Consider the following 14,568-nt stretch of genomic DNA (forward strand, 5'->3'; position numbering starts at 1 on the left):
TGGCCGGTCGCAACGGCGAAAGTGCCGCCCGGAGCCGCGACAGTGCGTCATTCGGAACAAGGATTCACGAGTTCAGGGCGGCGAAATCACGGTCGGGCCGGCGAGCCGCCCGGCTGCATCGATCACGGATTCCCCCGAGACCGAGTGACCGCGCGAAAGCGAGGACAACCGAGATGAACCGCGTCGACCACGCATCGAGCGGCCATGGATAGGATCCGTTTCCTGCGGGAACGCCTCACAGGAATCAGCTCGCAGATCATGACCGGCCATGTCGGCGCGGCCCTGTTGCGAGACCTGGCGGCGCTGACGCTTGAGGCCGAGAGGCTGGGCGGCACCCTCGCGGGCCGGATGCTCGCCGCCGACGCCTGGGACTGGCTTGGCCGGGCTCGCGAACTCGGCTCCGACCCCGCTGACGTCGCCGGCGTCGACGAAGCCCTCAGCCGGTCGGCGCACTGGTGGGAGTCGGCCGGTTCGCCGGAGCGGGCACGGTGGGCGCGGGAGTCCATGGCACGCAACCGGCTTTACCGGTCCGGCGTGATCGACACGGAGCTTCTCCGGCTGGTCGCGGAGTTCAGGGATCCGGACGCCAAAGGCGTGCGTCGTGCGCAGGCTCTCCTCGAGTTGGGCCAGCTTCAGCTCCGGTCCGGGGATCACCTCGAAGGCATCAGGGCGTTGCGCCAGGCCGCGCGTGAGGTGATGCCGTTGAGCGCATCGGAGGATCTTGAGATTCGAGTCCGCGAGCGGCTGCTGGTGTACAGCATCGGCCGGGAGATCGCGGTTGTGACAGGTGATGCCGGTTGGCTCCGGATCGCTCGCGAACACCGGCGGTCGGCGCACCGGCTGATAGCGGCGGCGGCCGGTGGCTCCTCGCGGCCGAGTCCGCTCGACCTGCTCGGCGACAGCCTCGACGACTGGGACGTAGCCATCCACGAAACCCCGGCCGATCCGCGGCTGCGGCACCGTGCCGAGCGGTTGTACGCCGACTGGTCCGCCAGCCGGTTGCCGAACGCGGCCGACGTGGCGGCGGCCATCGCCCGCCGCCTCGCCGATCTGTACCTCCGTGAGGGCGATGCCCACGCTGCGGCGGCTCTGCTGCGGGCGGCCACACCGCGCGTCCCCGAGCGGCGTCGGCATGACCTGGGTGTGGCACTCCTCGTGCGGCAGGCGCGGGCGGAGGCGCGTCTCGGCCAATGGGAAGACGCCGAGCGGCTCGCGTCAGCGGCCATCGCGCAGATCGAGCCGCTACGCCGGACGGTCACCGGCGTCCGTCCTCGGGAGGGCTACACCGGCGAGCGGATCGACGCGTACCACGTGGCGATCGAGGCGGCCCTGCGCCGCAACGACCTCGAGCGGCTTCTCAAGGTCACCGAGCTGCTCAGGGGCAGGCGGTTGACGCGTGTACGCGTGCCCGTACAGGACGCCGATCGCGTGGCGCTGGCCGCCTCCGTGCGCGGCCTGCGCGCGGAAGGTCACGAGCCCCGGTTCGGTGGTGAGGAGTCGCCCGAGTCGGGCTGGACGCGGCGCCTGATGGCCGACGCCTGGGACGCCGCCGGGCCGTACGCGTCGCTGCCGCCGTTCGACCTCGATACGCTGCGATCCCGGCTGGAGCCGGAGGAGGCGGTGCTCAGCTACTTCTGGCTTGATCCCCACCACCTTGTCGCCGTCGTCATACGCCACGACCGTTCGTGGCACGACGTACTGCCCGTCGACGCGGCCGCCCGCACGGTGCTCGAAACCAACACCGCGCTGGTGACCGGTGGTTTCCTGAACTACGGCGATGTCGCCCTGTTGAGGACGTTCGACTCGCTCGGCCGCGTGTTGTTACCGCCCTCGGACGTGCTCGCGGACGTTCGCCGGCTTTATGTCAGTCCACACCGTCTGCTGCACGCTGTGCCGTTCTCCGTCCTCGAACTCGACGGGCGCCCTCTGATCGACCTGATGACGGTAGTGCTGGCGCCGTCCCTGACCGCGCTGGCGCGGCCTCGATCAAGTCCGGGGGTCGGTGAACTCGCCGCCGTCGACATCGCCGACTTCCGCAACCACACGGGTCTCAGGAACCTTGACCTCATCGCCGAACAGGCTCGGGACGCCTGTCGTTCGTGGCACTCCCGCGGCCGACTTCGCATGGTGCTCTCCGACGCGGAAGCCAGTGTGGCCGCACTCCAGGACCGGCATGACGAACTCGGGAAAGCAGGTTTCCTGCAACTCATCACACACGGAACAAATCCGTGGCCCGAGATGGCCGTCGGGCCGAGGCTGGCGTTGTTCGACGGTGCGCTCGACGATCTCGACCTGGCGATGTGGCAGCTCAGCGGCCCACTCGTCTTGCTTGTTTCCTGCTACAGCGGACAACAGGCGGTACGAAGCGAATCCGGGGGCGAACTTCTCGCGGAAGAGCTCAACTCGCTCACGGGAGCCCTTTTCGCGGCAGGCGCCGAGGCTGTTCTGGGCGCCCTGTGGCCCGCCGAGAAATCTTTCGCGGCCCTGATGCTCTCACCGTTGCACGAACGGCTCATCTCCGGTGTGCCTGCCGACGAAGCCCTGCGTGCGGCCGTCCTGGAGGTGCGTGACAAGCGCTGTCTGTACCGCAACTCCCCATATCACTGGGGCCCTTACACCCTCACGACCACGACCCTGCTACCGGCAAGGAGCCGAGGATGAATCAGGTTGTCGACCTTGCGTTCGAGTTTGATGACGGAACAGATCCCGAGCGGGCGACCCAGGAGGTGCTCGATCTTCTGCGGTCGCTGCCGGGGGACATGGAGGTGGATGCCGAGCCGGCTCTCCCGATGGCCGTCGACCTGAACCAGGCTGTTCTGACCGTCCTAGCGATCATCGGCGTGGCCAAGGTCACCGTGTGGCAGCTCGACGAGCTCACCACCGATCTCAGAAAGTTCGTGAAAAACCTGCGGGGCCTGCGCCGGGTCATGCTGCGAACGGGTGACGAGGTTCGTGAGATCGTGCCACGGGACGGGGAGGATGAATAGATTTCGACCGCGGCCTGTCACGGCCTTCTCTCATGAGAAGGCTTCATGGCCGTCGCTCACCACTCGGTGCCAAAGCGTTCTCAGGGTGTGAGACCGAGTAGCCGTCGGCCGGTTGTTCTTGGCGACAGACAGGTGGTGGCCGCCGGCGGCGATGATGTGGCGGGTGGGGCGCCGGCGGCGAGCACGACCGCTGAGAAGCCGTGGTCTCGGACGGATCGGTCACGCGTCACCCCAGTGGCTTGACCCAGCGGGACCACTGGGGCTGCGGCGCGTAGCCCGCGGCGCCCCAGGCATGATGGGCCGGCTCGTTGTCGTGCAGCACCATCGCGTCGACCCGGAACGCGCCGAACGCCGCGAAGCGCGCCTCGGCCGCCCGGATCAGCGCGGTCCCCACTCCCCGCCGCCGGAGGGCGGGATCCACGGCCAGCCGGTAGAGGTGGGCTCGCCAGCCGTCCCAGCCCGCGAGCAGCGTGCCGGCCATCTTCTGGCCGATCTCGGCGATGAGGACGGCCTCGGGGTCTCGTTCGATCAGCGCGACCACCTTGGCCGGGTCGTCGTGCCTGTCGGTCCCCTCGGCGGCCACCAGCCAGAAGGCCAGCAGCGCCTCGACATCCTCGATCCGCCCGTACCGGATGTTCACGTCCACGGACGGGAAGCTATCAGCCGACCGGGGTGGGCGGGCCCCGCTCCCGGTGTCAGGCGGGAGCGCTCAGGAACGGCACCGTCTCGGTCAAGGGCTCCGGCCCGGTCGGGGGCTCCGTCTTGGACGGGCGCTCCGGCCCGAGCAGGGGCTTCGGGTTCGGGAGGAGGCCCGCCGTCTCCGATCCCACCGTGATGGCCGATCGGGGGGTGCGCTCGCGCACGTCCTCGCCGCGGATCGCCATCACGGCCGGTGGGCTGCCCAGGTCGCCGTACCGGGCGGCGACGGCGGCGGTGATCGCCCGGCCCGCGTCGGCGACCGTCTCCTTCGCCGAACCCGGTGGGTGGGCGGCCGACAGGTGGCCCAGCAGCGCCGCGAACCGCAGCTCCTCGGCCGCCGCGCGGGGAACCCCGTCGTCGGACGGAGGCAGCGGCCGGTCCAGCCAGAACACCCCGCCGCGCAGGAGCGCGGGATACGTCACCTCGCCCCGCTGGAGCGTGAGCACGGAGTCGACCAGTAACCGCCCGAACTCCTTCAGGTCGGTATCGGGCGGCAGATCGGTCGTGACCAGCAGCGAAACCCTCAGCGCGTCAACCATGAGCGGCTATCCCTCCTCGAGGTGGCTCATAGTAGGGGTCGCCACCGACAGTTACAGCGCGCCCGGTGGAACGTGTCGGAATCAGATCCCCGACACGGTGCCGGGCGGACCTGTCGCCCGGGGCGAGCGCGGCGGGCCGCCAGTGAATCTACGTTGTAAAGGCGACGGGGCGGGATGAGAGACTCCGGGTCGTGTCTAGGTCCATAACGCCATGTCGGAGCCGATGAGTGTGTGATTGGCTGTTCGCAATGAACATCTCATCGCGGGCTTCCGCCTACCTCGCGGCATACGACGAGCAGCTCCGGGCCAGGCCGATGCCGGGCCGCACCGCCGAGCGGATCGGGCCGCTGCTGAGGACCGTGTCGAACGGCCACGGCCAGGGCTTCCTGACGTATCGGGACCTGGGTGGCCTGGAGGGCGCCGAGCTGGACGCCTTCATCGCGCGCCAGCGAGACTTCTTCACCCGGGTCGGGCGCGAGGTCGAGTGGAAGTACCACGGCTACGACCTGCCCGCCGACCTGCCCGAGCGGCTCGTGGCGGCCGGGTTCGAGCCGCAGGAGCGGGAGACGGTGTTCGTCGGCGAGGCGGGCGAACTGGCCGGTGCCAAGGTGGTGCCCGCCGGGGTACGGCTGCGCGAGGCGGCGGGGCGGGACGACCTGGAGCGCATCCGCGAGCTGGAGGAGACGGTCTGGGACGCGGACCACGGCTGGCTGCCCGGCATGCTGGAGCGCGACCTCGCCGGACCCGGGGACCCGTGCGCGGTGGTGATCGCCGAGGCGGACGGGCAGGTGGTGTGCGCGGCGTGGGCGCGCTTCCACGAGGGCACCGACTTCGCCTCGCTGTGGGGCGGCTCGACGCTGAAGGAGTGGCGGGGCAGGGGCGTCTACCGGGCGATGGTGTCGTACCGGGCGGAGCTGGCGGTGGCGCGGGGGTTCCCCCTGGTGCAGGTGGACGCCTCCGACGCCAGCCGCCCGATCCTCGCCAGGCTGGGCCTGGAGGCGATCACCACGACGACGCCGTACATGTGGGTGCCGCCGACTCTCTGATGCCGATCATGCGGGGTGCCGCTATTCTGGCGCGGACCCGGAAGCGGTGTCACGGTGTCGCCGGTCAGGCGCAGTCGTGCCGCCACGCTGCGCCGTCGCGGCTCGCCCACGAGAGGACACGCATGCCCGAGGTGCTCAGCAGGCGCGCGCTCAACCGGGCCACCCTGGAGCGGCAGCTGCTGCTGACCCGGGCGGAGCTGCCCGCGCTGGAGGCGGTCCGCCATCTGTACGGCATGCAGGCCCAGGCGCCCGATCCTCCCTACATCGGGCTGTGGACCCGCCTGGCCGGGTTCGCCGCCGACGATCTCGCCCGGCTGATCAACGAGCGCCTGGTGGTGCGGCTGTCGCTGATGCGCTCCACCATCCACCTGGTCACCGCCGACGACTGCCTGGCGCTGCGCCCGCTGCTGGGGTCGACGCTGGCGCGGGGCCTGCGGGGGTCGGCGCACGGCAAGGGCCTGGCGGGCGTGGATCTGGACGAGCTCGCCGCCGTGGGGCGGAAGCTGGTGGAGGAGCGCCCCCTGACCTTCCGCGAGCTCGGCGCGCTGCTGCGTGAGCGGTGGCCGGAGGCCCCGGCCACCGACCTGGTCGCTGGGGTGCGCAACACGCTGGCGCTGGTCCAGGTCCCGCCGAGGGGGATCTGGGGCGTGGGCGGGCAGGCCGCCCACACCACCGCGGAGGCGTGGCTGGGCCGGTCCCAGGACGGGCGGCCCGGCCGCGTCCTGGCCGAGGAGGCGATCCGCCGCTATCTCGCCGCCTACGGTCCCGCCACGGTGATGGACGTCCAGCAGTGGTCGGGCATGACCCGCCTGGGGGAGATCGTCCGCGAGATGGGCCTGCGGGCCTTCGCGACCGACGACGGCGCGGAGCTGTTCGACCTGCCGGAGGCGTCGCTCCCCGGCCCGGGGACTCCCGCCCCGGTGCGTTACCTGTCGGAGTTCGACAACATGCTGCTGTCGTTCGACCGGCGGACCAGGACCCGGATCGCGGAGGAGGAGTACCGGGGGCGGATCTTCACCGTCAACGGCATCATCAAGGCGACGGTGCTGGTCGACGGCTTCGTACGGGGGATGTGGAAGGTGACGGGGAAACGGGGCGAGGCGATCTGCGAGGTCGAGCTCTTCGCGCCGGTGAGCGAGGGGGAGCGGGCGGACCTGGAGGTGGAGGGGGCGCGCATGCTCGACTTCGTCGCCCCGGCGGCGACGTCCCGCGACATCCGTTTCCGGGAAGCCTGAGCGTTTCCCGGAAACCTGGGCGCTTTCGGGAAGCCTGAGCGGTTCCCGGAAACCTGGGCGCTTTCGGGAAGCCTGAGCGTTTCCCAGAAGCCTGGGCGCTTTCGGGAAGCCTGAGCGGTTCCCGGAAACCTGGGCGCTTTCGGGAAGCCTGAGCGCTTTCGGGAAGCCTGGGCGCGCCGTCCGGCCGGCCTCTCGCCGCCCCTTCAGGACGCTGGAGCCCGGGGCAGGCTCGAAACGACCATGGCGATCAGCATCTCGTAGCTGGTGTTCAGGTCCTCGTCCAGGCCGAACCCGCCGGCCGCCTCCAGGGAGGCGAAACCGTGCACGGCCGCGCGGACGCAGCGGGTGGCGTGGAGCGCCCGAGACCCCTCCAGCCCGTAGCCGCGCAGCACGGCGAGGATCACCTCCAGCAGGCGGGTCGCCGTGCCGACCAGGTCGGGATCGAGAAGCGGGTTGTCGGGGAAGACCGCGTAGCGGTGCGGGAAGTCGACCACGTAGCTCCGCCAGGCACGCATCAGGGCCGCCGTCGCCTCGTCGCGGCTCTTCCCCATCGCCGCCGTGCCGAGCCGCGCCGCCATGTCGTCCATCACGCGCAGGCCGACGAGCTTGCGCAGCTCGGGCAGGCCGCGGACGTGCTTGTAGAGGGAGGGGGCGGCCACCCCGGTGCGAGCGGCCACCGCGGCCAGCGTCAGCGCGCCCGGCCCCTCCTCGTCGATCAGGGCCAGCGCCGCGTCCACCACCGCGCCGGAGGTCAGGCCCGCCCTAGGCACGGACCGCTCCGGCCAGGAAGCCCTCCAGGGCGGCGAAGGTGGCCTCGGGCAGCTCGGCGTGCGGGTAGTGGCCGGCACCCTCGATCATCGCGACCCCGGCCGTGGCGGCGTACGGCCTCAGCAGCTCCTCGGCCAGGCGGGCCTCCGCGGCGGGGTCGGGGAAGTCGGGATCCTTCGACCCCATGACGATGAGCACGGGGCAGGTCACGCGGGGGGCGCAGTCGGTCCAGTGGCCCTCGGCGGGGGCGACCAACCCGGAGACGGCGGCCATCCTGCCGGGCTCGCGCAGCGTGGCCCTCAGCTCGCGCAGGTAGCCGGGGAAGTCGGCGGGCCTGGCCGTGGGATAGAGCGAGCGGTAGTACATCCCCCACAGGAGCGGGCTGGCCATGACGAGATCCTTCACCAGCCGCAGCATCAGGCTGAGCTGAGGTTGCCCGACGAAGGGCGCCAGCATGGCCACGGCGCGCACCTCGCCCTCGGCGGCGGTCGCCGTGGTCCACGCCACCGCCCCGGCGCTGGAGGAGCTGCCGACGAGGACGGCGGGGCCGCCCAGGTGGCGGACCAGGGCCAGCAGGTCGGCGCCGATCGACCGGGGGCTGTGGTCGGGCCAGCCCGTGCTGGACTCGCCGTGGCCGCGCACGTCGACCGTGGCGACCCGGTAGCCCGCCTCCGCCAGCCGCGGCGCCAGGAACCGGAACACCTTGCGGGTGTCGCCCATGCCGTGCGCGCACACCACCAGCGGCCCGCCCCGCGGCCCGATGACCTCGTACGCCAGCCGCCCGCCGGCCATGTCCAGGAACTCGGTACCCGTCACGCGCACTCCTTGGCTATCGCTCATAGCTTTAAAGCTATGGCCAGTAGCTTTTGTCGTCAAGTGCGGGTCCGCGGCCGCCGGCGCGGCCACCCGGAGCGGCCGCCACCGCGGACCTCCCGCGCGACGACGAGGAACGCGCCGGCTTCGACATCCGGTACGCGGTGGTTCCCCGGCCCGGGGCCGGGATCTCCGGCGACGCCGCGATCCTCGCTTCATCCTCCGGACCGCGTCGTCGCCCTCCGTGAAAGTCGTTGCCCTCCCGTGAAAGTCTTTGCCCTCTCGTGAAAGTCGTTGCTCTCTCATGAAAAAGGGGTCTGTACGCTGGGCTTTGAGCGCATTCGGTTTCCAAACGGAACCACCAGCCTGCCACCGGGCCTCCCGGCAGCCACCTGTCCGGCGACCGTCGTCATCGATCATGGCGACGTGAGCGAACCCGCCGGCCGGCGAAGCCGGTGATGTGGTGACCGCCCGGTCCCAACCGAGGCACGTATCCGATCAGGCGCCGTGGTGAGGGAGAACGGACCATGAACGTTGCATATCGCCGGAGATGGGCCTTCTCGGCTCTCCACGGCGTCAGCGAGGGTGACCGGCCGGGCGGTCACGGCGAGGCGACGAGCAGCGTCAGGCCATGACGGGCGACGAGGGGACGCGCTCCCCGGCGTCGAGCGGCCCGGACGCGGGCCGGGAGCCGGTGGGCCTGCGCGGCCTTCCCCGTCCCGTGGCGGCGGTGGTAGGGGCCGGGGGAGTGCTCGGGGCCGCGCAGGTCGGTGTCGGGTACGCGCTGGAGCAGCGAGGATTCGTCCCGGATCTGATCGTCGGAACCTCGGTGGGCGCCTTCAACGGGGCGATCGCCGCCGCTCACCCCGGCGAGGCCGCACCATGGCTGGATCTCGTGTGGACCCGCGCGCGTCGCCGTGAGGTGTTCCCGTTCGGCTACCTGTCCTCGCGGGCCAGCGTCTTCGCCGATCGCGGCCTGCGCAGGCTGATCGCCCAGGCCGCACTGCCGTCGCGGATCGAGGAGCTGGAGATCCCCTTCGCCGCGGTGGCCATGGATCTGGCCACCGGCGCTCAGGCGCTGCTCGACCACGGAGACCTCGAATCCGCGCTCCTGGCCAGCGCGGCCATTCCGGGGATCCTGCCCCCGGTGAACCGGGAGGGCCGGACGCTCGTCGACGGGGGAGTGATCGCCTTTGTCCCGGTAAGGGCGGCCCTGCAGGCAGGGGCGGCCAGCGTGGTGGTGCTGTCGACCGGCCAGAAGAGCTGGTCGCCGCTCCCGGCCGATCCGCCCCGCCGGGCCGGCGCGGTCGCCGCCAGGGCAGGACTGCTGCTGTTGGAGCATCAGATCGAGCGCGACCTGCGCGAGGTGTCCGAACGGATTCCGACCGTCGTGGTGCCGACCGGAATCGAGACCTGGCCCGCCCCGTGGGACTTCGGCCATTCCCGGCGGCTGATCAGTACCGCCTCCCTCACGGCGGGCCGCTTCTTCGACGGGCTGCGCATCAGCGGGCCCGGCCTGTACCGGGTCGACGGTCCCGCGGCGACATCGGCCGGCCCGGCCGGGGCGTGGACCGACGTCTGGGAGGCCGGCCGGTGAGCACCATCGCGTTCCTCAACATCGCCATGCACGGGCACGTCAACCCGACGCTGCCGGTCGTCGCCGAGCTCGTCCGCCGTGGACACTCCGTCACATACCACACCTCGCCCGCGTTCTCGAAGGAGATCGGGGCCACCGGCGCGACCGTGTGCCGCTACCCCGGGGGTGACCAGCCGCTCCCCGATCCGCCGATGCCGCTCACGATGCTGGACGGGCTCGCGCGCACCGCCGTCGCTCTGCTGCCCGCCGTGCTCTCCGACCTGCGCCGCGTCCGGCCGGACCTGGTCGTCCACGGTGCCATCTGCCCCTGGGGCGCGGTCGCCGCCCGGGAACTCAAGATGCCGGCGGCGGCGACGTTCACCACGTTCGCGTTCAACCGGCATGCGCCCAGCCTCACCCACGTCTCGTGGGAGTTGCTGGCCGCGGCGGCGAGGCGCCCCCGCAACGCCCAGGGCTACCTGCGGTCGCGGTGGGAGTTGCACCGCCGCTACGACACCCGTGGGCTGCCCCTGATCGACCTGGCGAACATACGCCAGCCGCTCAACCTGGTCTTCACCTCGCGAGCGTTCCAGCCCGGCGTCGAGGACTTCGACCAGTCGTACCGGTTCGTCGGCCCCAGCCTCGGCGCCCGTCCGCCCGACCCGTCGTTCCCGGTCGATCGCCTGCGGGATCCGGTGCTGTACGCCTCGCTGGGCACGGTGTTCGACGCCGGCCCGCGGGCGCTGCGCGACTTCGCCACCGCGCTCGCGCCGCTGGGCGGCACCGTGATCGTCTCCACCGGACGCACCGATCCGGCCGCGCTGGATCCGCTGCCGGGCAACGTGCTCGCCCGCCGCTTCGTACCGCAGCCGGAGGTGCTGGCCCGCGCGGCGCTGTTCGTCACCCACGGCGGGATGAACAGCGTCAACGAGGCCATGTACGCGGGGGTTCCGATGCTGGTGGTCCCCCAGGGAGCGGATCAGCCGCTGGTGGCCCGGAGGGTGGTCGAGCTCGGCGCCGGCCTGTCGATCCGTCCTCGGGACGCCGCCGTGGAATCCGTGAACGCCCTCGCCCGGCGCCTGCTCGACGAGCCGGGCTTCCGGGCCGCGACGGCCACCTTGCAGGTCGCCCAGCGCGAGGCCGGCGGCTACCTGCGCGCCGCCGACGAGCTCGAGCACTACCTGCAGCCGGGCGTCCGGGACGGCCGGTCGGCCGCCCCGGACGATTCGCCGCGGGAGAGCTGACCGATGTCGCCCGTCGTGATCGTCCTGCTGCTGCTCGCCGGGCTGTCCGAAGCCGCCGGGCGGATCCTGCCCCTGATAGCTCGCCGGCCCAGCGTGTCGCGGTCCGTCGCGATCAGGCTCCTGCTGATCGGTGCCGTGGTCGAGGGCGTCGTGTTCGCCCTGTGGCCGGTGGCCGCGTGGACCCTCGCCGAGCTGTTGGTGTCCTCTCCGCCGTCGGACGGAGCCGCGTTCGTCTGGACACCCGGCCGGGTCGCCCCGCTGCTTCTCGCCGCCGTCCTGGCGTTCCCCCTGCTCGGGCCCCTGCTGCACCTGCTGCTCGTCGCGGGGGTCGGGGCCGGTCTCGCCGCCCCGCTCGCCGCGGCGACGGGGCTGGGCTGGTGGGCCGCCGCGGGCTGCCTGGCCGTCGCCGGAGCCGGGCTCGCCGTCGCCGTCGAGGCTGTCCGGCGACTGGTCGTGAGGATCAGCGCCACCGGGACACGGGAGCTGCTCACATGATCGAGTTCCAGTTCCTCGTCCTCGTTCTCGTCCTGGTGTTCGGGCTGGTCCTGCTCGCCGAAGCCCTGCTCGCCCGCTACGAGTTGATGGCCTACACCGCCGGCTGGCGGGTTCCCACCGTCGAGCTCCCCCAGGGCATGCCCTACGCGCGAGGCGCGGACCCCGACCGTCCTCCGGACGCCTACCTGGTCTATCTGGACGGCATCGGGAAACGTCGCTTCCGCGACACCCGCGACGGGGGCCAGCTGGTCGAGGCTCTGATCGCCGGAGCGCCGGAGCTGCGGGTGCTGGGTCAGGTGCAGCCCTACTCCCCGCTGGCCGACCCGCTCGTCAACCGGCCCGTGTGGGAGTGGCTGCGCCACCGCGTCGGGCTGCTGCTGTTCCTGCACAACGTCATGCAGATCTTCGTCGCCGCCGACCACCGGTACCGTCCCCTGTACAACCGTGCCGTGGGCGCCCAGATCGCCAACCAGCTGCGCCTCGCCGCCTACCGGCCCGACAGCGGCATACCCGTGGTGCTGCTCAGCTACAGCGGCGGCGCCCAGGTCGCCACCGGCGCGGTCGAGGAGCTGCGCACCCACCTGCGCGCCCCGCTTCTGCTGATCACGCTCGGCGGGTTCCACAACGGCGCCAACGATCTCACCCACGCCCATCACCTGCATCAGCTCACCAGCGGCGGTGACTGGATCGAGCGGAGCGGCACCTGGCTCTTTCCCCAGCGCTGGCGGCTGTTTTCCCGCAGCGGATGGAACCGGGCCCGCCGCGCCGGAAAGATCACCGTGCACCGGCTCGACCCGGCCACTCACGTGGGGCAGGGCAGCTACATCAGCCCCGAGGCGCGGCTGCCCGACGGCCGCAGCCACCTCGACCGCACCGCCGGCACCGTGATCGCACTCATCCGAGCCCACTGCGGCGCCTGCCGTGACAGATGATCCGTTGCCCGAGGGGCCGGCCGGGGCGCGGGAGGCGCGGACGGCGGGCGCCGGTGCCGACCGGCCCCATCTCGGTACCCGGCGGTCATCTTCGGGCCGCGAGGACGTGGAGCCCGGTGATCTCACGGTGCCGATATCGGTGCCGGTATCGGTGCTGACGCCGATGCCGGTGCAGGTGTCGCGGCCCGATGCCGGTGCCGGTGCCGGTGCAGGTGTCGCGGCCCGATGCCGGTGCCGGTGCCGGTGCCGGTGCCGGTGCAGGTGTCGAGGTCCGGCGCCGCCGGTTCGGTGCCGCCGGTTCGGTGCGGGTGCAGGTGTCGCGGCCCGGTTCCGGGCGAATTCCGGGCCAATCCCGGGAATTGGCCGTTCTTTCGGTGCGGAAGCTGCTCGATGATGTGCCCATGATCTCTGTCAGCGCTCTCGCGGGCATCGCCGCGATCGCCCTCGGCCTGGTGCTCACCCCCGGTCCCAACATGATCTACCTGGTGTCGCGGTCGGTGACGCAGGGGCGCCTGGCCGGCATGATCTCGCTGGCGGGCGTCGCGGCGGGTTTCCTGGTCTACCTGCTGGCGGCGGTGGCCGGAATCGCGGTGATCTTCGCGATGGTGCCCGCCCTCTACGTCGGGATCAAGCTCGCGGGCGCCGCGTACCTGCTGTGGCTGGCCTGGAAGACGGTCCGGCCCGGCGCCCGGCCGGTCTTCGCGCCGGGCGTCCTTCCCGCGGACCCCCCGCGGCGGCTGTTCTCCATGGGGCTGGTCACCAACCTGCTCAACCCCAAGATCGCCGTGTTGTACGTGTCGCTGCTGCCGCAGTTCGTCGATCCCGCCCGTGGCGACGTCGGCACGCAGAGCCTGCTGCTGGGCGCCACCCAGATCGTCATCGCCCTGTCGGTCAACGCGCTGATCGTGCTGACCGCGGGCTCGGTCGCGGCCTTCCTCGGCGGGCGGCCCACCTGGATGCGCGTGCAGCGCTATCTGATGGGCGCCGTACTCGGCGGGCTCGCCCTCCGCATCGCCACCGACCGCTCGCCCGCCGTGGCCGCGTAGGGGGAGCCCGTCCCGGTCACCAGTGGCGGCCCGTCGCGATGTCGTCCAGATGCGGTGCCGACAGGTGCAGCACCCGGTAGGCGGTCCCGTCCCCCTCTCCGGGAACCTCGTGCTCCCACAGCGTGAAGCGCACCAGTTCCCAGTGCCGGGGGTCGACGGCGAGGGCCGCGGAGTGCACGCCCGCCGTGGCGGCGTGCCGGCGCAGGCCGGCCAGGGCCCGCTCGACCACGGCCGCGGGATCGGTGTCGGCGGGGATCGGGTTGGTGCGGAGCGAGGCCGCGCGGGGGACCGCCGCCGCCGACGGCCCCCGCTCGTAGCCGGCGCCGGTCCAGTGCCGGACCACCGGCCTGCCGAAGTCGCGCACGATGTTCTGGAAGCCGCCCCCGCCCCACAGGAAGGAGTTCATCCCGGCCGGCGAGCTCCACAGGTAGAACGGCGCGTACCGGTTGACCGCGGAGCCGTCCACGCCCCGCTCCCTGATCAGGTACGCCTTGAGGCCCAGCCCGGCGTAGCCGTCGAGCGCGTGGCCCCTGGTCGCCACCCGCTCACGGATGATCCCCATGTCGTAGTCGGCGGGCAACCCGATCTCGTACTGCATGGCGTGCATGGAAGGAGACCTCCTGGTGGTGGCGCGGGACGGGTGTGGAAGCCGGACGGTTCACGGGTGACCCGGCTTCGCCGGGGCGGTGAGGGCGAACCGGTGGGCCGGCCCCGAGGAGTCCCGCGGGGCCGGCTCCCGCGTCATCCCCAGCCGCAGGGCCGTCCGCCTGTCGTCACATGCTCCCGGCTTCGGGACTCAGTCGTGGCCGAGGTCGATGACGCAGAAGAGGTTGCCCTCGGGATCGGCGAGGACCACGAAGTCGGGGTCGTCCGGGTAGAGATCCCAGGCGACCCGTTCGGCGCCCAGTGACACCAGCCGCTCGACCTCGGCAGCCTGCTCCGCGGCGTCGGGGACGAACAGGTCGAGGTGCATCCGGGGCTGCTCCTGGACCGGCGTCCGCGTCAGGCCGAGCGCCAGCGGGACGCCGTCCCCCCGCACGGGCTCGATCACGGTCCAGTCGTCCCGGGCCTGTCCCTCGCGGGGCGCGTAGTCCAGTGCCCGCGTCCAGAACCCGACGGCGCGCCCCATGTCGGTGACGCCCAGCACCACCTGCCCGATCCTCACCATGTCCCGATCCTGGCAGGAAC

Annotated in this window: 15 protein-coding genes; 9 read left to right on the forward strand and 6 right to left on the reverse strand. The window is 71.9% G+C overall.

Annotated elements, in window-relative coordinates; genetic code table 11:
* The first annotated feature begins 204 nt into the window (after positions 1-204).
* Together AB0F88_RS38620 and AB0F88_RS38625 are read left to right on the forward strand one after the other, a co-directional pair.
* Positions 205-2,661 carry a CHAT domain-containing protein gene (locus AB0F88_RS38620; protein ID WP_362695995.1) on the forward strand — a complete coding sequence of 819 codons (2,457 nt, stop codon included), beginning with the start codon at positions 205-207 and terminating at the stop codon, positions 2,659-2,661.
* Entirely contained in the window at positions 2,658-2,987 is a 330-nt protein-coding gene (locus tag AB0F88_RS38625) for a hypothetical protein (RefSeq protein ID WP_362695997.1), read from the forward strand. Before AB0F88_RS38620 ends, AB0F88_RS38625 begins: the two co-directional genes overlap by 4 nt.
* Positions 2,988-3,213: 226 nt before the next feature.
* On the opposite strand, the gene AB0F88_RS38630 is transcribed toward AB0F88_RS38625, so the two are convergent.
* Positions 3,214-3,633 carry a GNAT family N-acetyltransferase gene (locus tag AB0F88_RS38630; protein ID WP_362695999.1) on the reverse strand — a complete coding sequence of 140 codons (420 nt, stop codon included), beginning with the start codon at positions 3,631-3,633 and terminating at the stop codon, positions 3,214-3,216.
* A gap of 49 nt (positions 3,634-3,682) precedes the next feature.
* Positions 3,683-4,225 (reverse strand): hypothetical protein, encoded by a 543-nt coding sequence (locus AB0F88_RS38635; RefSeq protein WP_362696001.1) that lies wholly within the window; start codon positions 4,223-4,225, stop codon positions 3,683-3,685.
* A 248-nt stretch (positions 4,226-4,473) separates the two neighbouring features.
* Between AB0F88_RS38635 and AB0F88_RS38640 the strand changes: the two genes are divergently transcribed.
* Both AB0F88_RS38640 and AB0F88_RS38645 read left to right on the forward strand, forming a co-directional pair.
* The gene (locus tag AB0F88_RS38640) at positions 4,474-5,271 is read left to right on the forward strand and encodes a GNAT family N-acetyltransferase (protein ID WP_362696003.1); all 798 of its coding nucleotides are present in this window, start codon (positions 4,474-4,476) and stop codon (positions 5,269-5,271) included.
* Between the two features lie 122 nt (positions 5,272-5,393).
* A complete protein-coding gene (locus AB0F88_RS38645; protein WP_362696005.1) occupies positions 5,394-6,506 on the forward strand; it encodes a winged helix DNA-binding domain-containing protein in 1,113 nt (370 codons plus the stop codon).
* 203 nt (positions 6,507-6,709) lie between these two features.
* Here the strand turns inward: AB0F88_RS38645 and AB0F88_RS38650 are convergent, their stop codons facing one another.
* Both AB0F88_RS38650 and AB0F88_RS38655 read right to left on the reverse strand, forming a co-directional pair.
* Complete coding sequence (locus AB0F88_RS38650; RefSeq protein WP_362696007.1) at positions 6,710-7,276, reverse strand: TetR/AcrR family transcriptional regulator; 567 nt, start codon at positions 7,274-7,276, stop codon at positions 6,710-6,712.
* The gene (locus AB0F88_RS38655; RefSeq protein WP_362696009.1) at positions 7,269-8,090 is read right to left on the reverse strand and encodes an alpha/beta hydrolase; all 822 of its coding nucleotides are present in this window, start codon (positions 8,088-8,090) and stop codon (positions 7,269-7,271) included. The genes AB0F88_RS38650 and AB0F88_RS38655 overlap by 8 nt, the downstream gene beginning before the upstream one ends.
* Positions 8,091-8,718: 628 nt before the next feature.
* Between AB0F88_RS38655 and AB0F88_RS38660 the strand changes: the two genes are divergently transcribed.
* The 5 genes from AB0F88_RS38660 (at position 8,719) to AB0F88_RS38680 (ending at position 13,380) form a co-directional block, all read left to right on the forward strand.
* A complete protein-coding gene (locus AB0F88_RS38660) occupies positions 8,719-9,684 on the forward strand; it encodes a patatin-like phospholipase family protein (protein ID WP_362696011.1) in 966 nt (321 codons plus the stop codon).
* A complete protein-coding gene (locus tag AB0F88_RS38665; protein ID WP_362696013.1) occupies positions 9,681-10,907 on the forward strand; it encodes a macrolide family glycosyltransferase in 1,227 nt (408 codons plus the stop codon). The genes AB0F88_RS38660 and AB0F88_RS38665 overlap by 4 nt, the downstream gene beginning before the upstream one ends.
* A gap of 3 nt (positions 10,908-10,910) precedes the next feature.
* On the forward strand, positions 10,911-11,402 hold the full coding sequence (locus tag AB0F88_RS38670) for a hypothetical protein (protein ID WP_362696015.1): 492 nt from the start codon (positions 10,911-10,913) through the stop codon (positions 11,400-11,402).
* Entirely contained in the window at positions 11,399-12,334 is a 936-nt protein-coding gene (locus tag AB0F88_RS38675; protein ID WP_362696017.1) for a hypothetical protein, read from the forward strand. Before AB0F88_RS38670 ends, AB0F88_RS38675 begins: the two co-directional genes overlap by 4 nt.
* Positions 12,335-12,735: 401 nt before the next feature.
* A complete protein-coding gene (locus tag AB0F88_RS38680; protein ID WP_362696019.1) occupies positions 12,736-13,380 on the forward strand; it encodes a LysE family translocator in 645 nt (214 codons plus the stop codon).
* A gap of 16 nt (positions 13,381-13,396) precedes the next feature.
* On the opposite strand, the gene AB0F88_RS38685 is transcribed toward AB0F88_RS38680, so the two are convergent.
* Complete coding sequence (locus tag AB0F88_RS38685; RefSeq protein WP_362696021.1) at positions 13,397-13,987, reverse strand: DUF4865 family protein; 591 nt, start codon at positions 13,985-13,987, stop codon at positions 13,397-13,399.
* Between the two features lie 189 nt (positions 13,988-14,176).
* Positions 14,177-14,548: a VOC family protein gene (locus AB0F88_RS38690; RefSeq protein WP_362696023.1), complete on the reverse strand. Its 372-nt coding sequence runs from the start codon at positions 14,546-14,548 to the stop codon at positions 14,177-14,179.
* Between the last annotated feature and the right edge of the window lie 20 nt (positions 14,549-14,568).

It is taken from the genome of Streptosporangium sp. NPDC023963 (genome assembly GCF_040639135.1).
Classification (GTDB): Bacteria; Actinomycetota; Actinomycetes; order Streptosporangiales; family Streptosporangiaceae; genus Streptosporangium.

Excerpts from the sequence above, each read along its gene's own strand:
- AB0F88_RS38645 (WP_362696005.1), top strand. The coding sequence starts at position 5,394 with ATGCCCGAGGTGCTCAGCAGGCGCGCGCTCAACCGGGCCACCCTGGAG.
- AB0F88_RS38675 (WP_362696017.1), top strand. The coding sequence starts at position 11,399 with ATGATCGAGTTCCAGTTCCTCGTCCTCGTTCTCGTCCTGGTGTTCGGG.
- AB0F88_RS38685 (WP_362696021.1), bottom strand. The coding sequence starts at position 13,987 with ATGCACGCCATGCAGTACGAGATCGGGTTGCCCGCCGACTACGACATG.
- AB0F88_RS38640 (WP_362696003.1), top strand. The coding sequence starts at position 4,474 with ATGAACATCTCATCGCGGGCTTCCGCCTACCTCGCGGCATACGACGAG.
- AB0F88_RS38620 (WP_362695995.1), top strand. The coding sequence starts at position 205 with ATGGATAGGATCCGTTTCCTGCGGGAACGCCTCACAGGAATCAGCTCG.
- AB0F88_RS38625 (WP_362695997.1), top strand. The coding sequence starts at position 2,658 with ATGAATCAGGTTGTCGACCTTGCGTTCGAGTTTGATGACGGAACAGAT.
- AB0F88_RS38680 (WP_362696019.1), top strand. The coding sequence starts at position 12,736 with ATGATCTCTGTCAGCGCTCTCGCGGGCATCGCCGCGATCGCCCTCGGC.
- AB0F88_RS38660 (WP_362696011.1), top strand. The coding sequence starts at position 8,719 with ATGACGGGCGACGAGGGGACGCGCTCCCCGGCGTCGAGCGGCCCGGAC.
- AB0F88_RS38690 (WP_362696023.1), bottom strand. The coding sequence starts at position 14,548 with ATGGTGAGGATCGGGCAGGTGGTGCTGGGCGTCACCGACATGGGGCGC.
- AB0F88_RS38635 (WP_362696001.1), bottom strand. The coding sequence starts at position 4,225 with ATGGTTGACGCGCTGAGGGTTTCGCTGCTGGTCACGACCGATCTGCCG.
- AB0F88_RS38670 (WP_362696015.1), top strand. The coding sequence starts at position 10,911 with ATGTCGCCCGTCGTGATCGTCCTGCTGCTGCTCGCCGGGCTGTCCGAA.